This is a genomic window from Microcoleus sp. Pol17C6 (assembly GCF_036701145.1).
Lineage (GTDB): Bacteria > Cyanobacteriota > Cyanobacteriia > Cyanobacteriales > Microcoleaceae > Microcoleus.
This window is the reverse complement of the sequence record NZ_JAUBQH010000039.1, coordinates 39,551-61,733: the sequence shown is the minus strand read 5'-3', so window position 1 is coordinate 61,733 and position 22,183 is coordinate 39,551. Positions and strand designations below refer to the sequence as shown.

Sequence of the window (22,183 nt, the reverse complement as noted above, 5' to 3'; positions counted from 1 at the left end):
ATTTTTAAAAGACGAGCCATAAAACGCACCATAAACGCCATCTCTCTATTATATGCAACTTCACATAAAATTGGTATGACCGAGTTCGCTTAGGGAATTTAGGAAACAGCAAGTCTGTTGGGGAAGGAGTCTGCGAATTAAAAATTGATTTTGGGCCGGGGTATCGCGTGTACTTCGGACAATTGGGGTCAACAATAGTTCTTCTTCTCTGCGGTGGGGATAAAAGCACTCAAGAACAAGATATCCGCAAAGCTAAGGAGTATTGGAAAGAATATGGAGAACGCGAAAATGCCAACGAGCGATAGTTACCAGGGCTATCTGATAGAAGCGCTCAAGGATAAAATACACGCTGCGGCTTATCTAACAGCGCATTTGGAAGACGAAGAGCCTGAACCTGGTTTGCTGGAACTCGGACTTAGCAATGTATTTGAGGCTCTTGGCGAACCAAATATGTCTGCAGAGGATGCTAAATTGCATTTGGAAAAATTAGATATTTTGTTGTCGGGAGAAGGAAGTGGGACAATTTATGCTTTGGCAAGTTGGCTGAAAGCTCTGGGATTGAAGTTATCTGTTGCGGTTGATGAAGGGGATAAAGGGGAAGAGAAAGATTCTGTTGGTGGTGCTGAATTGGCGGAAGTGGGTAATGTTTGATGAGGGGCCAATTTCTCAAACATGGCTTTTTAAGTTTTTTTGATTTTAGGGGAGCACTATGTCAGAAACCGAACTAGATTTAGTATCAATAGCCACGAGAGTATTGCAGCTTGAAGAAGAGCAAGTTATTCTGAAAAAATATCTAGCCAAACTTAAGAGGCAGTTAGAGGCACAGGAACAGCGATTTAACGATCGCCCTGAACCGCAAATGCTAGAAAGTTTGACTGCTGAAATTGCGTCCCTGCAACAGCCGTGTGATTTTGGAAATGGCGATATGTCTGTCCTTGCCGATCGACCGATCGAGCTTGACACCGAGACAGAAAAGCAAAAGTCAGACTTTCAGTATCAGTTAGTATGCGATCGTCCCAACAGTCGCGGTGTCTTGATGGAAGCGCTATCACTAGCTCAAGATCGGCTGATTATTGTTTGCCCTTGGCTCAATTGTAACAGCATTAATGATGAATTGCTGCAAAAATTTAGAGAGTGTTTGAACCGAGGATGTTTGATAAATATTGGGTGGGGTTATCTGGGAGACAGGCAAAATATCGGCAAGGGATGGCGCTACAATGCTTTGGCAGATTTGCAAGAATTAGCAAGCGAATATCCCGATCAATTTTGTCTCTCTTTATTGGGAACTCACGAAAACTTTTTAGTCTGTGATTCTAGTTTTGCCATGTTGGGTAGCCATAATTTTCTGACTAACAGCGATGAAAGTGCAGAAAAAGAAGTGGGGATTCGCACGAATGACTGCCAAATTGTTAAGCAATTAATTGAGCGCTTTGACAGCAGCGAAGTATTAAATGAGGAGGAGATAGAAAGGCGGTTTTTAGCGATTTCGGATTCCATCTATCGAGCTGATTATTTGGAAGTATTGGCGGCGGATGCGGAAGATATTGCTTTAGAGGATAGCTGTGAGGATGTGGAGGATGAGTCTGAGAAATGTCCGGAACCTGTTGTTAGTGTTGAAGATTTTTGGCAGCGTTACAGTGAGGGAGAAAAGGATTTTACAGGGATTAATTTAGCTGGTGCTAATCTAACAGGTAAACACCTAGCTTCTGATGTCAACCTGAGTAAAGCTAATTTGAAAAAAGCTAATTTAAGGGGTGTTAATTGGCAGAGGCTCAACCTCAGCGGGGCAATTCTTAATGGAGCAGATATGAGGGATGGCTCTTTCTCTAGCACAAATTTTAGCGAATCAAAACTAGGCGGTGTCAACCTTTCTAAGGCTGATTTATCCAGTGCTAATCTGAATCAGGCAAACTTAGTCAATGCCAACCTCGATCAGGCTAATTTATATAGTGCTAATCTGAATCAGGCAAACTTAGTCAATGCCAACCTTGCTCAGGCTAGTTTATCCAGTGCCAATCTGGAGCGGGCAAATTTAATCAATGCCAACCTCTCTCAGGCTAATTTACAATCAGCTAAACTAGAAAAAGCCACATTGAGCAAGGCGAGTTTAAGAGGAGCAAAACTAGAAAATGCAAATTTTAGTGAAGCCGATTTGAATGGTGCAAACCTCAGCGGATCTAAACTTAGTCAACAAACAAAATTCACAAGTGCAAACCTCAGTCAAGCTAACTTAAGCGGGCTATACTTAAGAAAAACCGACCTAAACAATGCTGATTTGACAAATGCAAACCTGAGTAATTCTAACCTTTTAGAAGCCAACATCGATCGAGCAAATCTCAATAAAGTTCAACTTGAAGGAGCGATTTACAATCAAGCAACTTTATTTCCTACTGATTTCGCTCCCGTGAAAGCGGGCGCTTACTTAATTGCTCCGTATGTATCCCTACAAAATGCCGATTTAACAGGTAGGGACTTGAGCAGTGCTAACTTGATGGGAGCCAATTTACAAGGTGCTAATTTGAGTTCAGCAAAATTGACGAATTCCGATTTGAGAGATGTGAATTTGAATGGGGCAAAACTTCAGGGAGCAAACCTAGACGGCACAAATTTGAGCCGAGCTAATTTAAGACAGGTTAACTTGAATGATGCAAGATTACAAAGTGCCGATCTAACTACAGCAGACTTAACCGAAGCTGATTTGCGACAAGCATATTTATATGTTGCAAAACTGCGTGGTGCTGACCTAATTTCAGCAGACCTCCGTGCAGCAAACTTAACAGGTGCAGACTTATCTGGCGCTAACTTAACTGGTGCAAAAATAGGAGGAGCAGAGTTGGCAAATGCTAAACTCACTGGTGCAATTATGCCAGATGGATCTACTCACGAATAAAATAAGTTAAGGGGTTTGCTAAACAAACTCTACTCAAAAAGCGTGAATACACTCTTTCACCAGAGAATAAATATAATGAGAGGTTGTCTAAAAAAGTGATTGCTCTTGCGTTTCTGAGGCCGGGGGACGATCGCCCTTTAATATCTAATTACTTCAATTCACAATAGTTGCCATTTGTCAAGCCGGGGATTGGTGAGGTTGCGGATTCGAGAGTTGGCTGCCGAGAACGGTTCGACTCTGACAGAGGTTGCCACTCGATCTGGCGTTCACTACAGCACGCTGAAAAGTTATGCCCGATCGCCCGGTATGGCAATGGCTGACATTGGTGCTCTGCTAAAATGGGCGCGGACGTTTGATGTGTCGATCGAAGAATTGTGGGATTTTGTGGAACAGTAACAAATTACACTTAAAATAAACCAGCGCTACCAGCGCCAACCAGTTCGACCTCGCAGGGACGATCGACTGTGGGCCCAAGCAACAGATGCGAGAGTTGGCGGATAGGACGGGGCGAAGTCTGAAAGAGATGATATATTCTCAGCGGCAATTGTAGCTGTTCGATCGCCCATATCGGTCTACAATTTGTAACGTTGAGCCTTATTGAAGTGCAGGAGTGGAGCTGGCTTGGATAACGCTAGTCTGTCAAGAAAACCCCCGCAAGCCTCGGAGCTTGTCGCCGACGAAATTCCAGAAGCAGTACGAGACCACCCATACCCAGAAGCAGGGCAGAGTCAGTCCAAGAAAAAAGGGCTGATTTGGAAACTGCTAGGGTTGGCCGCACTAGCCTGTGGGGTCAGCATCTGGCTGCACCTCAACTTTAACTTGTTCCCAGCCACCAGTCAGGCAGAGCCAACTCAACAAAACTCAGCGCCGACAAGTTCCGCGTCTCCGTCTGTCGCGAGTCCAGCTAGCACCCCTAAAGTCCCCACAACCCCAGACAACCTCCTGGGACACTTGCCGTACCCAGAAGCACCAGCCAAAGACTTGGTAGGCGTCACCTCCGACGGTAGCGTCAAACTCCGCACCTCAGCAGCAGCAAAATATCAAGAAATGGCCAACGCCGCCGCCGCATCAGGCATCTACTTCGCTCCCATATCCGGCTTTCGCTCCCTGCAAGACCAACAGCACGTATTTTTTGACGTGAAAGCCGAACGCAGGCAAAACGCCAGCAAGCGAGCCGAAGTCAGCGCCCCTCCAGGTTACAGCGAACACCACACCGGTTACGCGATCGACATCGGCGACGGCAGCGCCCCGGAACACAACCTCAGCCCCAGTTTTGAAAATACCGAAGCATTCAAGTGGTTAGAAGCCAACGCCGTCGCCTTCAGCTTTGAAATGTCCTTCCCCAAAAACAATCGCCAAGGCGTTAGTTACGAGCCTTGGCACTGGCGGTTTGTGGGCGACAAGCAAAGCCTCGAAACTTTCTACAAAGCTCATTCCATGAAAAAGTAGAAGGAAGAAGGAAGAAGGAAGATTGTCCACATCTCCGGCTTTGCCACTCTCCCACTCTCCCACTCTCCCATTCCCCCACTCCTCCACTCCCCCACTCCCCCCCACTCCGTTGAGCCAAACTCGTGATTGCAATCTATCCAGGCAGCTTTGACCCCATTACCTTCGGTCACGCAGACATTATCGAGCGGGGATCTAAACTGTTTGACCGGGTAATTGTTACCGTAGTCAGAAACCCCAGCAAAACCCCTCTCTTCACCGTAGAGGAACGGATCGAGCAGATCCTGCGCTCTACTGAACACTTGCCAAATGTAGAAGTAGACAGTTTTGAGGGTTTGACAGTAAACTATGCTAAGATTCGACAAGCCAAAGTGCTGCTGCGGGGGCTCCGGGTATTAACAGATTTTGAAATGGAACTCCAGATGGCCCACACCAATAAAACCCTTCTGGGTGAAATTGAAACAGTTTTTTTGGCAACTTCTAACGAGTACAGCTTTTTAAGTAGTAGTGTAGTTAAAGAAATAGCCAAGTTTGGTGGCTCCGTAGATCATCTTGTTCCGAAACACGTCGCCCTAGATATTTACAAATGTTACGCCAGCAGGAACCAACTCGCATCGAACCCGACAGTACCGGACGCGGCACTGAGAACGAATCGCCTCAGAACACATCCGCCTTCGGAGACCCCACCCGAACCGCAGGAGTAGACATCCAGCGGGAATTGAACCGGCTTGAGGAAATTGTTCTCGACAGTCCACGAATTCCCATGACCAGACGCACTCTGGTGGATGAAGAACAGTTGCTCGATCAGTTAGACTTGGTGAGGCTAAATTTGCCGATCGCCTTTCAGGAAGCCGAGACGATCATCCGGCACAAAGACGACTTGCTTCAAGAGGCGGAACTTTACGCTCAGGAAGTGATAGAAGCAGCAGAACAGAGAGCAGCAGAAATTTTAAACGATATGGGCCTGCTCCAGCAGGCGAAGATAGAAGCCGATCAGTTGCGCCAGCAAGTTTTGCTCGACTGCGAGGCAATTCAGCAGGCCACGCTGGCGGAAGTCGAACAAATTCGCTACCAGGCTCAAGAGGAATTGGAAGAGATGAGAGTCAGGGCGATGGCTGAATGCGAGGAAATTCAAAACGGAGCCGATGATTATGCCGACCAAGTGCTCGATAATATCGAGCACAAGTTGAGCGATATGCTGCGCGTGATCCGCAACGGGCGCGATCAGTTGGATAGTGTTTCTGCGTCGCACATCCATCACAACAACGGTTAGCCAACAGTGAACTCATTGGTTGAAAATTTCTAAAAGTCTACCTAATTGAGGTAGATTTTTTTTCGCATTTTATCTAGCTAGCATTTGGGAATATTACCTGATAAGTGGAGTTAATTCGGAGGCATGGTTTCTCGGATCGTTTTTTAAACTATCTGCTCAAGGATACGCAATTTTGTTCGTATTATCGATCCTCGCATTTTCTAAGAGTATCGCACTTCCCAGTAGAGCATCGGGGTTAGTCAAAATATTGGCTGCTTATTCATTCCCTATATATCTCCTGGATTCGACAGTAGTGAAATATGTGTTGTTAGTGTTTTATAAGTTTATTGACCCGGTAAATCCCCTGCTGAAGCTCGGCTTTTTATTTACGGGGAATTTGTTAGGTTGTTGGGCGATTATTTACCTGTTGGAAAAAGTTTTGCCCAAAAATTACAGGCAGTACATTTGGGGAATTTAATCAAATTTTGTGTTTCAGCGGATGTCTTCATAAAACTGCTTGAGATACCTTGGGGAAACGCCAAAACCCCATAAAAAACCAATCGAAAGATAGATCGCAATTGCTTTAAATTCGCCCCAATTTGCAACTCGCCGATCGCTACTTTCCACTACCCGATTGACTAACTTAAGTCTCCCCCGTCGCACTAACTTCAAACACAAATCCGCTTCCTCCATAATTGGCAGCGCAGCATCGAAACCCTCGCATTCCCAAAAATCGCTACGGCGACAAAAAATAACTTGATCGCCAAACAGCAGGCGCAATCCTTGGAAAAATAAATGAGGTCGAAATAACAGCGGCGCGTAATAAGTTTTCACGTAATTGTGGAGGGAAAAACCCCACCTTGTTTGCTGCGAACCAGCCATCAGGGAGATAAACCCGCCGCCGGAAATTTCGGCATCGGACAAAGTTTTCTGGATGACTGCTACAATGTCGTCGGGAACTAAAGTATCGGCGTGGAGAAAGCACAGAATTTCACCGGTGGCGACTTGAGCACCTAAATTCATTTGCAGGGATCGTCCGGCTATACTGCTAGAAATAACGCGGGTGGCGGCGGAAAGTGCGATCGCCACTGTTTCGTCTTGACTGCCGCCGTCTACCACCAACACTTCCCAAGCGGGAGGATTAAGGATGCTGAGTTGGCGGAGGGTGCGTTGCAGACAAGTCGCTTCGTTGAGGGCTGGGATGATAATAGAAACGCGATCCATCTGGTTGAAATTTATGCCAGAGCTATTATAATAAAAAACTGTGGCGATTCACAACTAACGATAAAATAGAATTTACGCGCGCGGATTCAGGAACCTGGTGTCTGCCTGCCAATTTGTCACGAAACCTCGGTTTTTTTACAAAAATTAGGTGTATAGGCGTCCTATAAAATCCCGCAAATGTGCAATCGCCATATATATTTTCCACTAATCAGGACTGAGAAAATCGTGCAGAAAACAGAAGTAAAAAATGATTTAGAATTTTATGATGAAAATGCCGATAATTGGTGGGACGAAAATGCTAAAATTTATGCTTTATACCACCTAAACAAACCCAGATTTGAGTTCTTCGACAGACACGCGACTAACTGGCAAGGGCTGAAAACCTTAGATGTCGGGTGCGGCGGCGGCTTTTCTTGCGAGTTTATGGCCGAGAGAGGCGCTATTGTTTCTGGAATAGATCGATCGGACAAATGTATTGTAGCCGCTCAAAATCACGCAGTTACCAGCGGTTTTGAGATTGACTACAGGCAAGGCTTTGCCGAAAATATGCCCTACGACGACAATACCTTTGATGTTGTAATCTGCGTGGATGTTTTGGAACACGTGGCCGATTACAAAAAAGTTGTGTCTGAGGTGCACAGGATTCTGAAGCCTGGGGGACTGTTCTTTTTTGATACAATCAACCGAACTTTTTCCTCGCAAATTGTGATGATAGGACTGATGGAAAATATTTTGCAGGAAATTAGGCGGGGCGTTCACGATTGGGAAAAATTTATTACCCCGGAGGAACTATCTGTGGTAATGCAGGATATTGGTTTTGGCAATATTCAAATTAAAGGTTTTGATATGTTTGGCGAAATTGGCGCTATGTTAGCCACAATGCACGGGTTTTGGGAAGATTTTACACGCGGCAAGCAGGTGTTTCCTTCGGCGGGTATTTTAAAACAAGTATCTCAAACTCTAACATCTAATCTAGCTAACTATATGGATTACAAAAAATCAGGGTTGTTTAAAATCAAAATTAATGAGGATAAGTCGATTATGTATGTTGGCGTTGGGGCGAAGAAGTAGTGTGTTGACTGTTGACTGTTGGCTGTTGACTGTTGGCGGGGGGCTGTTAACTGTTGACTGATGTAGAACTTACGGATAAATACTAAAGAAACCGGGTTTTTCATCAGTGTGAAAGGCCCGGATGCAATATTTTGGTCCATCAAACCCGGTTTCTGCGTAAGTCCTATGATGAATGATGAGTGTTTTAAAATTAAATGATAATAATTAGCAAATATTTGGGTGTGAACCGGATCGCCCATGGCAGTTTTTTTGACCCAAATGACCGCCCTGTCTCAATTTACGGGTGCAACCGCTGCTTTTAAACCCAGATACATAGCCGATTGCAACAAAACTTAATGTTTAGCTATTGATAATTTATATAGATTGCATGGTAGCTTATTGAATATTAATTGCAATAACTGCCGGAAGTTAACAGTACCTGGAGGTCAATCACCGTGACAGCAGCAATAGTTTCCGCGTCAGCCTCGCCAATCAGCGACGGACAACCAGCCGACAGCCAAAAACTGATGAGTTTGGGTAAAAATTCCGAAATACCTGACCTCGATAAGTTTAAAGATGTAACCATCGCCGTCTTAGAAGGAGTGGGAACTCTCACGGTGTGCGATCAAACAGTCACTTTAACACCGGGAGTATTTGTGTTTGTACCCGCCGGCATCCCGCGCAGTCTAAAAGTACAAACGACGCTGAATTTGTTACTAATTGAGTGCGAACCAGACCCCGATCTGAGTGAGTCAGCTTGGTTAATGAATTTTCAACTTTAAGTAGATGAAAAAACAGTGTCCTTGCTGCCTTGACTCCCTAATTTCTCAGGTTCGCCACAACCGTGTCTACTGTCTTTGTCTCAATTGCAGGCAGGAAATGCCAAATCCTGACTCAAAAAAAATAATTCTCAAGCACTATCAAATTTCACCTTCGGAGTAACAATGTCGAAATCAATTGGTCTTTTCTACGGAACTACAACTGGGAAAACTGAGTCTGTAGCTGAAATGATTCGAGATGAATTTGGTGGCGATATCGTGACCTTGCACGATATCGGCAGCGTTGAAAATGATGATTTTGCGGAATACGAATGTCTGATTATCGCTTGTCCGACTTGGAATATCGGCGAACTGCAAAGCGACTGGGAAGGTTTTTTGCCTGAACTTGATGATATTGATTTTAGTGGCAAAAAAGTAGCTTATGTGGGAACTGGCGACCAAGAAGGCTACCCGGATAATTTTATGGATGCAATGGGGATTTTGGCTGGAAAGATTTCTGAACAGGGCGGTGAAACAGTTGGTTATTGGCCGATAGATGGCTATGATTTTAATGAGTCTAAAGCTGTAGTTGATGGCAAGTTTTTGGGTCTTGCTATTGATGAAGACAACCAATCCGATCTGACGGAATCGCGCATCAAATCTTGGGTATCTCAACTCAAGAGAGAATTTAGCTTGTAGACTTCACGGTAGGGCGGGTTTGGCAATTAGATGATGTGCGAAAATCAAAATTACGCACTCAACCCGCCCCGAAAATCTAGCAAATACAGCGGTTCTCAAAAAAGTGAGGTATGCCCTATGTCATATGCCCTATAGTACCTCATCTTTCTGAGAACGGCTATAAATTATAATTGTGAATAACTCGATATCCAACTTAAAATAAATGAAGTTTAGTTCAGAAGACGTGCTTTGGTTAAGTGTAAGTCCGAGTTTGCAATTCTTCGATCGAACGCTGCTTTCCTACTTAAATGATTCTGTACCCGTGCAGATATGGGAATACCAACAAACTGAAGACGAAGCTTGCTCTTTAGATATGGCTGTTGAACTTTTGCACGATTTTTTAACATTGCGCGATCGCCCAATTCATCTCATGGGCCACAGTACCAGCGGATTAGTTGGTTTAATGTATGCGCGCCGCTATCCTCACAAAGTACGTTCTTTGGGACTTTTATCTGTGGGTTTGCCATCTGCTATTAATTGGCAAGCACATTACTATACGTATCTTTCAGCTTTTCCCCGGAGTCGCAAACAAGTTTTGAATCAAATAGTAGGCGATATGCTGGGATGCCAAAATCAAATTATTCATCAAAAATTCATATCATATTTTGAGAATGACTTAGCCTGTTCTCCTTGTCCTCACTCCTTATTTAGGATTAGTAATTCCCACGATGAAGGTGTAGAAGTACCTTTGTTAATATGCAGCAGTAAAACTGATTTTCTGGTATCTCCTGTTGTCATGCGTCGCTGGTCGAAATTTCTTAAAAAAGGCGATATGCTTTGGGAATGTCAAGACGGTAGACATTTCTTTCACCACTTCTATCCAGAACAAGTGGGCGAAAAAATACTCAACTTTTGGCTATATGTACACAGCCACCAACCAATTTTAAATTTTAAGTTTTAGGTGAAGCTTGCTATTAGTTGTTCAATTTCTCGAAACTTAATGTGGCAAATACTAGATTAATTTCGGTAATTCCTGGCAATTTTTTCATATCGGCTTCTACTTTTTTGGCGCAGTTGTCGCAGTCGATGCTGCCAATTTTATTTGCTAGGATCTTGAGGTATGGAGTTTGAGTTATCCTCAGTCTCTTTTTGAAATTTGAGAATAATTGTAAAAACTATTTAAAATATACTCAGATGTTTTAGTAAATGGTAGGCTAATTTTATTAGATTTGTCAATTAGTTTTTGTGAATAAACTGCAGAGACGGTCTTAACGCAGAGGAAGGTAAGGGTAGATTAAACAGCAATTATTAACAACGATTATAAAATATTTTAACATCTTGTTAACAAACTCAGCCTTAGACTGGGCTGAAGGATACTGAGTATCGATCGAATTTTAAGGACTCGCCCGAACTCCTAAAATAGCGATTGAGCAAGCATATATACTTAAATGTTAGGGCGGACAGAGTGGCATCGCCCCTACCAATTCACAATTTATCAAGAATTATGCCAGCAAGTTTTCTGCCAAAATCGATCGCACAACTCACAGAATCTACCTCAATTGCCTTAGCCCAAAGCATTCAGCGAGAGGCCATTACAACTCCCCTATCTTCTGAGCCAATTGCCACAACCTACGTGCGCCAAGGCAGGGGCAACACACCGATTTTGCTAATTCACGGCTTCGACAGTTCCTTGTTTGAATTCCGGCGCCTGTTGCCGCTGCTAGCTGCTGAAAATGAAACTTGGGCGGTTGATTTGTTGGGTTTCGGGTTTACAGAAAGAGCGGCTGGTTTGGCATTCAGCGCGAGGGCAATTGAAAGTCATCTTTACTATTTTTGGAAAACGCTAATTTCGCAGCCTGTAATCTTAGTCGGTGCTTCAATGGGAGGTGCAGCAGCCATTGATTTCACTCTCAATTATCCCGAAGCTGTGAAACAATTAGTGTTAATAGATAGCGCAGGTTTTGCCATCAGTTCTAATAAGGGAAAGTTTTTAATTCCTCCTTTAGGGTATCTGGCAACTTCATTTTTACGCAATCCCAAAATTCGCCAGCGAATTAGCGTCAATGCTTATTTCGATAAAAATTTGGCTTCTCAAGACGCTCAAACTTGTGCTGCTTTGCACTTGGAAATGCCCAACTGGAATCAAGCTTTAATTGCGTTTACCAAAAGCGGCGGTTACGGAGGTTTTGGGGAAAAATTATCGCAAATTCAGCAGCAGACTCTGATTTTGTGGGGAAAACAAGACCGGATTTTGGGGACGGCGGATGCGGAAAAGTTTGCAAGGGCGATCGCCAATTCTCAACTAATCTGGATACCCGACTGCGGGCACGTTCCCCACTTAGAAAAGCCACAGACTACAGCGCAGCATATTTTAGAATTCATCACCCAAAGCGGACTCACGAAAAAAAATTAAACCTAGGGTGCGCTGCAGCGCACCTTACATATATGTTTTCCCTGGAACATTTGGTATAGTTTGAGGTCAAATAGACAGGTTTCAAACTTTGGGCAAATACTTTTGTACGATCGTCCATCCTGTGAGCAACACAGTCACAAATCCCCCACACAAGGCCAAATTAGTGCCGATATGGAGGGGACGCGCCCAAGGATGTTTAGGACCAATTTGCAGCCCGCTTCCCACAGAAACCAACACCAAAGCCACAACAGCTAACCCCGCCGGTAAATGAGCCGAGTGACCCAAATTGCCGTAGTATCCTAGCGTACCGACTACACCAATTCCCAGCAGTAAAATTACCAAAGTCGCCATCCCCGCACCAGTGGCTAAATGAAAGGGACGCAGCCATTTTGGGCGGGGTTGTTTGGTACTCCTAGCGGCAAACATCCACGTTCCAGTAACGGCCAGCAACAGGTAAGCCAACAGGGCAACACCCATTGACCAAGCCGCTATTTTCCACAACCACAAGAAAGAAGGCAGATTCATCGGTTGCATCCCTAATTAGGATTTTCCACAAAAGGTTTCTTTCCGATTTTACCTGGACTTGAAAGCAAAAATGAATTATTTTGAGAGAAACTGCGATCGGACTATCCACAAATGGCATCCGTCTTGCCTGGAAGTCAAACGCACTTTCTCTGATACTCAGCTTAATTTACGCTAGAGATTTGTCGCTGCCATTTTTAGGAGCCACCTTCCCATTTTAGATTGGTGGTTTTGCTGTCCATGAAAGGCATTTTATAAAACCCTAATTTTTGTTCTAAGATTAATCGGAAAAAAGGCAAACCTTCAATCAAATATCTTTTCCACAACCTTCTCGGTTCACTTAACAGTCGGTACGCCCATTCTATGCCGACTTCGCTCATCCATTTGGGAGCTCTGGCTTTGCAACCAGCTTCAAAATCAATGGTTGCACCTACGGCTAAGAAAATTTTGACGTGTGTTAATTTGCTCCTGTATTTAACCAGCCACTTCTCTTGCTTGGGTGCTCCCACTCCTATAGCCAGAACTGTCGCTCCTGATTTATTGATCGCGTCAATTATTGTTTCACATTCTTCCTCATTTTTTTCAAAGCCAAAAGAAGGAGAAAGTGCTTCAACCACTATTTCTCTACCAATTTTTTGGTTAATTTTTTCCTGGGCTTGCCTAGCAATACCTTCAGCAGCTCCTAGCAAAAATATTTTAATCTTCTCGTTATCTTTGTGATACATATAAAATGCAGGGAACAAATCAGAACCAGAAATTTTTTCTTTGAGAGGAGTACCCAAAAACTTGGAGGCATACATCAATATTTGACTGTCGCAGACTCTATAAGTAGATGTATTGTAAGCTTCATAGAAGTCGCGGTCATACTGCAACTTAATCAAGTGATCTACATTGGGTGTAAATACGACACCACCTTCGCAGTCGAGTTTTTCAAACAACTCTGTGATTGACAAGTTATCTATCGAGACATTCAATAAATTAACGGTTTTCATTTATGATTCCCTTCCCACTTTATATTAAACTACAACTCAAACTACTATTATAACCCACCATTCAGTTTCGTGTTTTAACTACCTAGGTGCTTCGGTGAACATACTTTTCTCAGTATATCCTCCTAAACCCTGCGTGTCTAGTGAGGATTTTTAAAGATTATGTAAAGAATCATCTCGTTTTAGAAAAAGTGTATAAAGCCCACTTTTAAGTTTATAACTCGCAACACAGTTTCAAGAAAAAAGCCATCCAGTGCTAATACTTGTTGAAGCATTGCCAATGATATCAAATTCGGTTGGATCGCAATTATTCATCTTTCTGTTCTCTTCCTCTGTATTCTCTGCGTCAAGATCGGTTTAATCATTCCCATGCAACCGGATTTGATATGAATGTAAAAAAGAGTTTATGAGGTTAAAATTTTAACCTAGTGACAAATATCTGGCAGCTTCAGAACTGCATTTCATCCAAAAGTGGTAGATTTTTTAGTTTTTGTCTCCAGGGAAGGCAAGATAGTGTCAAGCTTGAAGTGAAGGAGCGATCGCCTTCATGAAAATCATCCTGATTTTTGGTGAACCAGCGCCTGTCTTCTTGGTGGCGAACCGGTTTTCTTGGCCTTAAGACTTTCTGGAGCTTTTAAGACCAGACCCGCTATTCCTCCAGCAATCATCGCAAAAATCGGGTTAGTCATAGCGTTCAAAACACAGTCAAACATGTACATAGTTAAGGCTACTCCCAGGGCTGCAGCGGGTGCTACCTTGGGATTAGACCAGGTTCTGGCGGGATATTTAAACACGCAAAAGACAATAACAGGAAGTAATAATGAAGAAAATAAACTAACTAAACCGAGTGCACCGTTGACACCAAAGGCAATAATCCATAAGCTGTCGGTGACCGAGATATCATTACCGTACTCGTCGTACACGCGGTTTCCGCCGGAATCTCCCCAGCCAAACATAAATCTTTGCCGCGCCTTTTCCCCCAATATCTCTTCATTGTCAAATCTAAACTTCAAAGAGGCGGCTCGTTCTTCGCCAAATACTGGAGTGATGAAATTAATCACGTCTTTGCTCGAAAATTGACCCGATGCAGCTACGTACAGATAAAACACTATATATCCAATTATCAAGAGCAAGGGCAAAGAGGTGCGAAACCACTTGGCAGAGAATAATACGAGCAACGCCATTGCAAATAAACTGTAGGCGCCAGTAGAACGGCACAGGAAAAAAGCGATAGTTAATATAATTGCTAAAGTCTTGATGTTACGGCCCATAAACTTTTTGAGCGTCCCAGTTTGCCAGAGCCAAAGAGCAATTAAGGCGGCTGTCATCATCCACAGGCCCACCATCAAACCGTGCTGCATAAATACTACCGGTCTCCACCCCCCCATACGCCTTGCTTGACCCCAGTCCTCAAAGGCATTGACCCCGTAAATCATTTGGTGCAGAATTGGGCCCCTAACCCCTTCAATTAAAGTAAAAGGAATGTAGGCCAACCCACCGGCAAAAATCCCGATCGCCAATTGTCGCAGCCCATCTAAATTACCCACATACAAGCGTCCTAAAAAATAAGGCAGACCCCAAGTAACGATTTGCTTGATAGTCGGAGAAAGCGGGCTGCCGCCATTACTAACTTGTGAAATAATTGGACACAAACACAAAATTACCATTGGCACGTCCAGCCAACCGGGCTTAAAAGATGTGAGGCGCGCAGGATCGTAGATAAGAGTCCCCAGCAAAATGCCGTAGCAAGCTGCGGAAATTTTTGTATACGGTGGCAGTAGGGGGATAGGATAAGAAGCTTGCGGCAAAAACAGCCAGGCTGCAACAAAACTTATAATTACCGCCCGCTGAGCCGGAAACCTCACAAACAGGTAAAAAACGACTGGAATAAAGCCGAACATAGCAAGTGGGATTAATGCAGCCATAGGTCTTTTTTGGCAGTAAAATTATAGAAAGACAACTCAATTGCCCAAGAAAAATTCTCGCTTAAACGATCGCCCAACCCCAATCTTTTAAATCAACCTCAATTTTACGTCTTGTTCGTTAATTGTGCCTGACGTTCCAAAGCGGTGTATAGTGCCGCCTCGAAGAGATTAGTTGCATCCTCCCCAGTATCATTTATCACCTTTTCCCAAGCAGTCTCGGACATTGCGCGCCCTTCGGCATCAGGCAAGTGACAAATCTGCTCGATCGCTTTTCCCATATCCTCTGGGTGTTCTGGCTTGACAAGTCTGCCACCCCCGCCAGCAAGCAAGTAGTTCCGCAGCCGCACCAGCATGAGTGGCGATGACTGGAGTGCCACAAGCCATAGCTTCTAAAATTGGCAAGCCGAAGCCTTCGGATCTGCTGGAAAACGGCCAAGCATAGCATTTGCTGTAAAATTCTTTTAGTTGGTCTTGAGTAGGTGCTTTATTATACTCCGTGCCATCAGGCCGCAAATTGGGAGGAGGAGTATGGCCGGAACCAAAGGCAACTAAAGGAAGATTGGGAAATTTTTTAGCAGCTATAGAGAAAGCTTTCAGGGCACTATCGCAGCCTTTCCAGGGAGTTGTAGTATAGTACATCCCGACTGTGGGAACTAATTGCTTGCCTCGCGGCTGCTTCGCTCGGGACTGGGGGTCGTAAAACTGTTTGGTGTCCACCGTAGGAGGGACAAGAGATACAGACAAATTGCCGTATTCATTGCTAGCGATGTCGGCCAGCCACTGGGCCACAGCGATTTTGTGCCTCGGCAGCCGCCAAGTTGCCTCTACTCGACCTTTTGGTACGTAGTCAAAAGCCTCATAATCTTGGAGAAAATATACTTTCGTTCCTTGGCTGGGAGAGAGTTTTGCCACCCACTCGGCATTTTCCCACCAAGTAGCCATGACAATATGGGCATTAGGTACATCAAGGTCAGTAATTGGACGGTTGGTTTCGATAACTCGACTTTTGAGATCCACTTTATCAAAGTGAGACTTTTGTGTCTTGGGAGCGGACTCCCAACCCCAACCCCTCAGCAGCGATCGCAATTGTTGGAGAAAAGTCGGTTGCAGCGGGGGCATAGAGACGATAAATATTTTGTGTCCTCGCTTTTGGAGAAGTTCTGTGTAGATAGATAACACCCTCATACCCCCTGTAAGACTCAGGGTAGGCAGGACAAAAGTAATTTTCATATAGATACGGAAGATTGATACTGGTTAAAACTCCTCCTTTCCATAACTGCAAGTTGGCACTTACCAGCCTCTGTTTGGGTTGGGTGCGCGGTGGGGATCTCTGCTGGAGGCGATCGTAACTCGATAGTCGAGCCGATCTTACTTTGTCGTCAGGGACTTTCCCCAATTACAAATCGGCAGATGTTTGACGACTACACAAGTTTAACCTGTAACGGAGGCAGCCTTAAAACCTCCGTTGCTCTCTGGTTCAGAGTTTGGCAGATCAATTTATAACCAGTATTCCCTCGTCGCTGCGGTTAGAATTCGTCTCTAGACTGCTGGGTAGAAAATAGGACAGGGGCGATTTTATTTGTGGCAGAACCACCCCACCAAACTATATTGAGTTTCTCCCCAGAATCCGGCGCCGAAAACGCCCGTAGCGCCGAATTTCAAATGGCGGCGCGGCACTTAGCATCCAACCGCCAATTTTTCGTAGGGAGAAAAGGAATCTACGTTAACGTCGCGGTCTTTAGATTTGTCTACAGCAACTTTCAATGCCGCTTCAAAATGATCCGTGGCATCTTCCCAAGTATAATTGTTCACCTTGGCATAGGCGGCTTCCGACATGGCTTGCCACTTGGAATTTGGCATCTGACAGATACGCTCTATGGCTTTTGCCATTTCTTCGGGATCTTCTGGTCTTACAAGTATGCCAGTACCGCCGCTCAAAATTTCAGGAGCAGCGCCTGCTGGGGTACTGATGACGGGAGTGCGGCACGCCATCGCTTCGATAATGGGCAAGCCGAAGCCTTCTGAGCGGCTCGCCAGCAGCCAAGCATCGCATTTGCTGTAATAGTCTTTGATTTTGTCTTGGTCGGGTTGAATTACATACTCGGCATTGGCCGGTAAGGGCAATTCCGAGGATGGGGCCCCTGTACCGAAGGCAACCAGACGCAGGTTGGGGATCTTTTCTGCAGCTAGGGAAAAAGCTTTGAGGGCGATGTCGGTTCCTTTCCAGTAGATTGTAGAGTACATTAGGCCAACTGTAGGAACCGATTGTTTGTTGCGAGGACAGGCGTAAAATTGCTTGGTGTCCACGGTAGGAGGAGCTAAGGAAACTTCGCGATCGCCATATTTAGTCCGAGCTAGATCAACTAACCACTTAGAGATCGTAATTTTGTGCATCGGCAGCATCCAAGTTGCTTCTACTCTACCTTGAGGTAGATAGTCAAAAATTTCGTGGTGCTGGATAAAATAAGCTTTTGCTCCTTTTCTAGGAGAGAGTTTGGCTACCCACTCGGCGGTTTCCCACCAGGTGGCAACTACTACGTCAGCGTCAGGTACATCTTTGTCTTCTACCGGGCGGTAGCGATCGGTAATTTTGTGTTCTACACCTAAGTTATCGAAAAATGAGGGTTCGTTTTCAGGTGTGGAAATCCAACCGCGCCCTCGCAGCAGCGACTTGACTTGCTGGCGCATACTCGGTTGCGGGTGGGGTAAAGAGATGACGAACACGGAGTGTCCTCGCTTTCTCAAACGTTCTGCGAAAATAGATACTACTCGTATTCCACCAGCCAGAGACACAGTAGGAAGCACAAAGGTGATTTTCATTTTTAAGTCCCGCTGACGACTTTAACTCGCTTTCGGCGCTGCTACCAGCGCTGATATTAGAGCCCAAAAGGAAAGAGGGGCGGGTGAATATTAATTACCGCTTTCCTGGTGTGTACATAGAATGCAACCGATCAACTGTTTGCAACACCCCAATATGTATCTGCCAAAAGTTCACTGTCATTGCATTGATAATAAGGATTGATGTGCTCGCGAAACAGTTCCCAGAGGGATAATTTTCAGGTCATGGAAAGTTACTCCTAAAGATAGATACCTCATCTAATATGAGCTTTCTTCGCGACAAACACCAAGCTCGACAACACCCTCTGTTCAAGATAACATCATTTGCTATCCAACAGACAGGGATGTACGGGAAACCGAATATTAGCCAACTTTTAAGGTGGGAGATAAAGGTAGCATTAGCAACAATATTCAGTAGATTGAAATCGCCTTTGGCAAAATTTTATACAGATTCCAAAGGGGAATTCTTACCTTGAGAATGTTAATTGCCCCATGGAACTAACAGATATAAATACCAATCAGTAGCTGTGATTTTTGGGTAACTGTGCTGTCGGTATTGCTTGATACAAGCTCCGATTTTGTCAAAATTCAGAGATGGTGGTTTTCTCAGATACGTACAGGGGCGCGATCGCGCGAATGACCGTTGTGGACGTGCGAATGAGGGGAGAAACCCTGTTTTTCAAGAGATATCCCTCGCCCTCAGTTGTCGTATGTTCCTGAAAAAAGATGGTTGAGGCGTCCACTGTTTGAAAAAATAGGTTTCCCAATCGTGCTACAGAACATAGAGTTTCACAGATATAAATTTAATTAGGTGCCTGAGTTTTAAATGTGTTAATAAAAGGCGATCGCATGAAAAAGTTGCCAAAAGAGACTGCCACTGCGGAGCCGGGTATATGTAGCATCCCTGCCCAAGTCGTGTATAAGTAATTACCGTAAAAAAAATCAGTAGCAAATTATCACATGACCCTATCAAGATCAAAAGAACACTCAAGGTTAATCGGCCTATATTGTGTACACCTTAACTCCTAAGCACTAGCAGCGGCTTCGTGGTATGTATCAAACGATTTCGCGTACAAAAAATTTCATGTTATGAAATCATCATTTTTCCTGACTTTGCAATTCTGGATGACCATCGGTTTGCTCTTGGGGGCCCGGCCGCCGATGCTTGCAGCGATATGTTGGTCAGTTTTCATGCCGCTAAAATTATGCGATCGCAAGCAAAACCAAAGCTATAATTAACAGCAGAGGCCTTAACGGAAAGCATCTGCCGGTGGGAAGATATGAACGTTCGATTATTGCACAGCATCAGTCAATAACCCAGTACAATCAGCATCAATGCCAGCAAACACTTGTCGCTGCTAGTTGGCATTAACCGCAGCTACAGCCACATATACCTTGCAAAAGCTTACAATTTATCAGGGTGCATTATCGCCTGCTGCAGTAGCACGCCGCCCGGATGATGGGGGGAGAGATTAATCTGGAGAGTGAGTTGGGCAAAAGGTCAGTTTTTACTGTATAATTGCCAGGAATAGTCGCTGAAAAAGCAGCTAGTTAAAGAGGATTTGCCAACCAATACTTGCCAGGGCAAAATCTGCGATCGCGTGGCTGATATAACTAGGCCAAAGTGAACGATAAGTTAGATAAGACTTAGACCAAATTATCCCGGCAGTGAAGACAGCTAAGGAACCTAAAATCACAGCCTGCCAGTCGCTGTAAGCTGCTATTACAAAAATGTGGTGGATCGTGAAAAATAGCGAACTCAGAAATATTGCTTTTGTTCCCGGTATGAGAATCTGGCACTTGTTGCAGACAAACCACCGCCAAGTAAATTCTTCAATCAGTGAGTTAACTACCACAAAATATGCTTCTACAATCAAGTAAATAGTAGGGCTGCTAATACCTAATTGGTGCGATTTTTCTTTGGCAACTACAGGCTCGATCCAGTGCTGACCAAAAAGGCTATAGATACCCAGAATTACCGCAAACATGAATATTCCCCAAATAGCTCCAGCCAGCAATTCTTGGCGCTTGGGCAGGGATAAAAGCAGCTTTTCGCGATCGACAAAAACAGACCATGCGATCGGAAAAACCAGTAACCAAACTTGACAAAAGACTGACAGTGTTTGTCCCCAGCTTCCAGGGGCAATATACAAGGCTGCTATGATACCAATACTAGCCGCAGGAACAAGCAGTGTTAGAGCCAATAGTGCTGTTTGGCGATCGCCCATATCTAACATTTTTTACGCTTATTTTTAAAATTGGATTGATATCAAAGGTAAAAGCGGGGCCACTGCGGACAGGCGATACCACTTTCAAAAAACAATATAACTGTAGACCAGTAATCCCAACCTTTATGCAGTAATTCATTCCCCATTTTAAAATCTAAAATGGTATGAGTTTTGTGTCGCTTATAAAAGTGGTGCTTATTTGTGGCGTCGAAAAATATGCAGTTGCACAAAATTGAAGACTCCGCCCTAAAGGAGTTTTTGTGGCAACAAAGTCTTTATTCCAGCACAATTTGATAATCTGTTGGCATTGGGGACTCCAAATACCATAATATGATTAAATCCCTAGTAGTTGTGTATTTTGGCTGAATGACGATCGCAATTGATTTTGGAACTAGCAACACCGTCGTCGCTCGCTGGAATCAAGTCCTCCAGCAGCCCGAAACTTTGAAATTACCGGGATTGTCGGCAATCTTGGCTCAAAACCCGCCCTTAATTCCCAGTTTGCTCTACGTTGAGGACGCTGTGGCAAATAAAGTAATACTCGGTCAGCAAGTCCGCGACAGAGGCCTTGATTTGAGTGGAGATTCTCGGTTTTTCCGCAATTTTAAGCGAGGAATTGGCACATCAGTTCAGGGTTTTGTGCCGGAACTTGACGGGCAACTTATTACTTTTGAACAAGTAGGTGAGTGGTATTTGAGCCAAATTGTGAACTCAATTCGCCAACTGCCTTTGCCGATCGATTCTTTGATTTTTACTGTGCCGGTAGATAGTTTTGAAGCTTACCGCCATTGGTTGGGCAAAGTGTCTCAATCTCTGCAAGTAGAACAGGTGCGGATGTTGGACGAACCTACGGCGGCTGCTTTGGGTTACGGTTTAGCCGATCGCGAAAATCTGTTAGTCATTGATTTCGGCGGCGGAACTCTAGACCTTTCTTTGGTGCGTTTGGACGCTTCCTCCGACAAAAAGCCCCTCGGTTTTATTCTCAAGTGGGGCGAAAAGCTATTAGCTGAATCTTCAGCGCAAAAAACAAAAGTTGCCCGGGTTTTGGCTAAAGCCGGACAAAATTTAGGCGGTTCTGATATTGATAATTGGCTGGTTGACTATTTTGTTAAAACAAAAGGGCTGGCAAAATCTCCGATTACAACGAGATTGGCAGAACGGTTAAAGATTCAGTTGTCTTTAGTGAATCAGGCAGTTGAGGTTTATTTTGATGACGAAAACTTTGAGAGTTACGAATTAGAATTAGACCGAACTCGTTTTGAATCTATCCTCGCTGAACATCAGTTTTTTGACAAACTCGACGAGTGCATGAATCAAGTATTGCAGCAAGCGCGGCGTCAAGGCTTAGAAATTGGGGATATCGATGCAGTTTTGCTAGTTGGCGGTACTGTACAAATTCCCGCTGTCGGGCGTTGGGTGGAGCAATATTTCGAGCCCGCAAAAATTCGCTGCGACAAACCCTTTGAGGCGATCGCCCAAGGTGCTCTGCAACTGAGTCAAGGGCTAGAAATAAAAGATTTTCTCTATCACAGTTACGGAATTCGCTACTGGAACCGCCGCGACAATTGCCACAGTTGGCACAGTTTAATCAAATCCGGCCAGTCTTATCCGATGAGCCAACCGGTAGAATTAGTCTTGGGGGCTTCTTTAGAAAATCAGCCAAGTATAGAATTAATTATCGGCGAATTGGGAGCGGAAACTGGTGGGACGGAGATATATTTTGACGGCGACAGACTAATTACTCGCCAACTCGCGGGCCAAACATCGGTACAGCCCTTAAATGATAAAGAAGGAGCCCGCAGCATCGCTCAATTGACGCCGCCTGGGTATCCGGGGAGCGATCGCATAAAAGTTTTGTTCCGCGTTGACGAACAGCGCTTTTTGCGAATTACCGTCGAAGATTTGTTGACCAATGAAACTTTGTTAGAGGATAAACCAGTGGTGCAGCTAAGTTAAGGAGAGACTTTACA

The 22,183-nt window shown here is 44.5% G+C and carries 22 protein-coding genes and 1 pseudogene; 14 read left to right on the top strand and 9 right to left on the bottom strand.

Going from position 1 to position 22,183, the window contains the following annotated elements; all coding sequences use genetic code 11:
- Positions 1 to 77: 77 nt before the first annotated feature.
- The 4 genes and pseudogenes from QUA25_RS19315 to QUA25_RS19300 all read left to right on the top strand — a co-directional run.
- A pseudogene (locus tag QUA25_RS19315) lies at positions 78 to 305 on the top strand (type II toxin-antitoxin system RelE/ParE family toxin); the annotation flags it as partial.
- Positions 289 to 651, top strand: coding sequence for a transcriptional regulator (locus QUA25_RS19310; RefSeq protein ID WP_333040586.1), 363 nt, complete (start codon positions 289 to 291; stop codon positions 649 to 651). The pseudogene QUA25_RS19315 and the gene QUA25_RS19310, both read left to right, overlap by 17 nt.
- Before the next feature lie 58 nt (positions 652 to 709).
- On the top strand, positions 710 to 2,890 hold the full coding sequence (locus QUA25_RS19305) for a pentapeptide repeat-containing protein (protein ID WP_333040585.1): 2,181 nt from the start codon (positions 710 to 712) through the stop codon (positions 2,888 to 2,890).
- Between the two features lie 174 nt (positions 2,891 to 3,064).
- A complete protein-coding gene (locus tag QUA25_RS19300) occupies positions 3,065 to 3,286 on the top strand; it encodes a helix-turn-helix transcriptional regulator (RefSeq protein ID WP_333040583.1) in 222 nt (73 codons plus the stop codon).
- Positions 3,287 to 3,312: 26 nt separating this feature from the next.
- Here QUA25_RS19300 and QUA25_RS19295 read toward each other — a convergent pair whose 3' ends face one another.
- The gene (locus tag QUA25_RS19295; protein ID WP_333040582.1) at positions 3,313 to 3,456 is read right to left on the bottom strand and encodes a hypothetical protein; all 144 of its coding nucleotides are present in this window, start codon (positions 3,454 to 3,456) and stop codon (positions 3,313 to 3,315) included.
- A gap of 55 nt (positions 3,457 to 3,511) precedes the next feature.
- Between QUA25_RS19295 and QUA25_RS19290 the strand changes: the two genes are divergently transcribed.
- The 4 genes from QUA25_RS19290 to QUA25_RS19275 all read left to right on the top strand — a co-directional run bounded on the left by QUA25_RS19290 (position 3,512) and on the right by QUA25_RS19275 (position 6,066).
- Positions 3,512 to 4,339: a M15 family metallopeptidase gene (locus QUA25_RS19290; protein ID WP_333040580.1), complete on the top strand. Its 828-nt coding sequence runs from the start codon at positions 3,512 to 3,514 to the stop codon at positions 4,337 to 4,339.
- Positions 4,340 to 4,461: 122 nt separating this feature from the next.
- Positions 4,462 to 5,040 carry a pantetheine-phosphate adenylyltransferase gene (gene coaD, locus QUA25_RS19285; protein ID WP_333040577.1) on the top strand — a complete coding sequence of 193 codons (579 nt, stop codon included), beginning with the start codon at positions 4,462 to 4,464 and terminating at the stop codon, positions 5,038 to 5,040.
- Positions 4,923 to 5,609, top strand: coding sequence for a DivIVA domain-containing protein (locus QUA25_RS19280; protein WP_333040575.1), 687 nt, complete (start codon positions 4,923 to 4,925; stop codon positions 5,607 to 5,609). Before coaD ends, QUA25_RS19280 begins: the two co-directional genes overlap by 118 nt.
- A gap of 172 nt (positions 5,610 to 5,781) precedes the next feature.
- Entirely contained in the window at positions 5,782 to 6,066 is a 285-nt protein-coding gene (locus tag QUA25_RS19275; protein WP_333040574.1) for a hypothetical protein, read from the top strand.
- Between the two features lie 14 nt (positions 6,067 to 6,080).
- Here QUA25_RS19275 and QUA25_RS19270 read toward each other — a convergent pair whose 3' ends face one another.
- Positions 6,081 to 6,812 carry a TIGR04283 family arsenosugar biosynthesis glycosyltransferase gene (locus QUA25_RS19270; RefSeq protein ID WP_333040571.1) on the bottom strand — a complete coding sequence of 244 codons (732 nt, stop codon included), beginning with the start codon at positions 6,810 to 6,812 and terminating at the stop codon, positions 6,081 to 6,083.
- Between the two features lie 225 nt (positions 6,813 to 7,037).
- Here QUA25_RS19270 and ubiG point away from each other — a divergent pair, with 225 nt between their 5' ends.
- The 4 genes from ubiG (at position 7,038) to QUA25_RS19250 (ending at position 10,259) form a co-directional block, all read left to right on the top strand.
- Positions 7,038 to 7,883, top strand: coding sequence for a bifunctional 2-polyprenyl-6-hydroxyphenol methylase/3-demethylubiquinol 3-O-methyltransferase UbiG (gene ubiG, locus QUA25_RS19265; RefSeq protein ID WP_333040569.1), 846 nt, complete (start codon positions 7,038 to 7,040; stop codon positions 7,881 to 7,883).
- 434 nt (positions 7,884 to 8,317) lie between these two features.
- On the top strand, positions 8,318 to 8,644 hold the full coding sequence (locus QUA25_RS19260) for a cupin domain-containing protein (RefSeq protein ID WP_333040568.1): 327 nt from the start codon (positions 8,318 to 8,320) through the stop codon (positions 8,642 to 8,644).
- A 162-nt stretch (positions 8,645 to 8,806) separates the two neighbouring features.
- Positions 8,807 to 9,319: a flavodoxin FldA gene (gene fldA / locus QUA25_RS19255; RefSeq protein WP_333040567.1), complete on the top strand. Its 513-nt coding sequence runs from the start codon at positions 8,807 to 8,809 to the stop codon at positions 9,317 to 9,319.
- Positions 9,320 to 9,521: 202 nt separating this feature from the next.
- Complete coding sequence (locus tag QUA25_RS19250; RefSeq protein ID WP_333040565.1) at positions 9,522 to 10,259, top strand: alpha/beta hydrolase; 738 nt, start codon at positions 9,522 to 9,524, stop codon at positions 10,257 to 10,259.
- Positions 10,260 to 10,272: 13 nt separating this feature from the next.
- Here QUA25_RS19250 and QUA25_RS29540 read toward each other — a convergent pair whose 3' ends face one another.
- Entirely contained in the window at positions 10,273 to 10,386 is a 114-nt protein-coding gene (locus QUA25_RS29540) for a cation transporter (RefSeq protein ID WP_445305267.1), read from the bottom strand.
- A 416-nt stretch (positions 10,387 to 10,802) separates the two neighbouring features.
- Here QUA25_RS29540 and QUA25_RS19245 point away from each other — a divergent pair, with 416 nt between their 5' ends.
- Complete coding sequence (locus tag QUA25_RS19245) at positions 10,803 to 11,711, top strand: alpha/beta hydrolase (protein WP_333040563.1); 909 nt, start codon at positions 10,803 to 10,805, stop codon at positions 11,709 to 11,711.
- An 81-nt stretch (positions 11,712 to 11,792) separates the two neighbouring features.
- On the opposite strand, the gene QUA25_RS19240 is transcribed toward QUA25_RS19245, so the two are convergent.
- The 6 genes from QUA25_RS19240 to QUA25_RS19215 form a co-directional block, all read right to left on the bottom strand.
- Positions 11,793 to 12,236 carry a DUF4079 domain-containing protein gene (locus tag QUA25_RS19240; RefSeq protein ID WP_333040562.1) on the bottom strand — a complete coding sequence of 148 codons (444 nt, stop codon included), beginning with the start codon at positions 12,234 to 12,236 and terminating at the stop codon, positions 11,793 to 11,795.
- Positions 12,237 to 12,430: 194 nt separating this feature from the next.
- On the bottom strand, positions 12,431 to 13,225 hold the full coding sequence (locus QUA25_RS19235) for a WecB/TagA/CpsF family glycosyltransferase (protein WP_333040560.1): 795 nt from the start codon (positions 13,223 to 13,225) through the stop codon (positions 12,431 to 12,433).
- 551 nt (positions 13,226 to 13,776) lie between these two features.
- Positions 13,777 to 15,147 carry an O-antigen ligase domain-containing protein gene (locus tag QUA25_RS19230; RefSeq protein WP_333040558.1) on the bottom strand — a complete coding sequence of 457 codons (1,371 nt, stop codon included), beginning with the start codon at positions 15,145 to 15,147 and terminating at the stop codon, positions 13,777 to 13,779.
- 240 nt (positions 15,148 to 15,387) lie between these two features.
- The gene (locus QUA25_RS19225; protein WP_333040557.1) at positions 15,388 to 16,377 is read right to left on the bottom strand and encodes a glycosyltransferase family 4 protein; all 990 of its coding nucleotides are present in this window, start codon (positions 16,375 to 16,377) and stop codon (positions 15,388 to 15,390) included.
- A 447-nt stretch (positions 16,378 to 16,824) separates the two neighbouring features.
- On the bottom strand, positions 16,825 to 17,967 hold the full coding sequence (locus QUA25_RS19220; protein WP_333040555.1) for a glycosyltransferase family 4 protein: 1,143 nt from the start codon (positions 17,965 to 17,967) through the stop codon (positions 16,825 to 16,827).
- 1,565 nt (positions 17,968 to 19,532) lie between these two features.
- Complete coding sequence (locus tag QUA25_RS19215) at positions 19,533 to 20,222, bottom strand: CPBP family intramembrane glutamic endopeptidase (RefSeq protein ID WP_333040554.1); 690 nt, start codon at positions 20,220 to 20,222, stop codon at positions 19,533 to 19,535.
- A 357-nt stretch (positions 20,223 to 20,579) separates the two neighbouring features.
- On the opposite strand from QUA25_RS19215, the gene QUA25_RS19210 reads away from it, so the two are divergent.
- A complete protein-coding gene (locus tag QUA25_RS19210; RefSeq protein WP_333040552.1) occupies positions 20,580 to 22,169 on the top strand; it encodes an Hsp70 family protein in 1,590 nt (529 codons plus the stop codon).
- The last annotated feature ends 14 nt before the right edge of the window (positions 22,170 to 22,183 follow it).

Bases quoted from the DNA above. Each gene is read 5' to 3' on its own strand.
- QUA25_RS19310 (WP_333040586.1), top strand. From the start codon at position 289: ATGCCAACGAGCGATAGTTACCAGGGCTATCTGATAGAAGCGCTCAAG.
- QUA25_RS19305 (WP_333040585.1), top strand. From the start codon at position 710: ATGTCAGAAACCGAACTAGATTTAGTATCAATAGCCACGAGAGTATTG.
- QUA25_RS19295 (WP_333040582.1), bottom strand. From the start codon at position 3,456: ATGGGCGATCGAACAGCTACAATTGCCGCTGAGAATATATCATCTCTT.
- QUA25_RS19280 (WP_333040575.1), top strand. From the start codon at position 4,923: ATGTTACGCCAGCAGGAACCAACTCGCATCGAACCCGACAGTACCGGA.
- QUA25_RS19270 (WP_333040571.1), bottom strand. From the start codon at position 6,812: ATGGATCGCGTTTCTATTATCATCCCAGCCCTCAACGAAGCGACTTGT.
- fldA (WP_333040567.1), top strand. From the start codon at position 8,807: ATGTCGAAATCAATTGGTCTTTTCTACGGAACTACAACTGGGAAAACT.
- QUA25_RS19250 (WP_333040565.1), top strand. From the start codon at position 9,522: ATGAAGTTTAGTTCAGAAGACGTGCTTTGGTTAAGTGTAAGTCCGAGT.
- QUA25_RS19245 (WP_333040563.1), top strand. From the start codon at position 10,803: ATGCCAGCAAGTTTTCTGCCAAAATCGATCGCACAACTCACAGAATCT.
- QUA25_RS19240 (WP_333040562.1), bottom strand. From the start codon at position 12,236: ATGAATCTGCCTTCTTTCTTGTGGTTGTGGAAAATAGCGGCTTGGTCA.
- QUA25_RS19235 (WP_333040560.1), bottom strand. From the start codon at position 13,225: ATGAAAACCGTTAATTTATTGAATGTCTCGATAGATAACTTGTCAATC.
- QUA25_RS19230 (WP_333040558.1), bottom strand. From the start codon at position 15,147: ATGGCTGCATTAATCCCACTTGCTATGTTCGGCTTTATTCCAGTCGTT.
- QUA25_RS19225 (WP_333040557.1), bottom strand. From the start codon at position 16,377: ATGAAAATTACTTTTGTCCTGCCTACCCTGAGTCTTACAGGGGGTATG.
- QUA25_RS19220 (WP_333040555.1), bottom strand. From the start codon at position 17,967: ATGAAAATCACCTTTGTGCTTCCTACTGTGTCTCTGGCTGGTGGAATA.
- QUA25_RS19215 (WP_333040554.1), bottom strand. From the start codon at position 20,222: ATGTTAGATATGGGCGATCGCCAAACAGCACTATTGGCTCTAACACTG.
- QUA25_RS19210 (WP_333040552.1), top strand. From the start codon at position 20,580: ATGACGATCGCAATTGATTTTGGAACTAGCAACACCGTCGTCGCTCGC.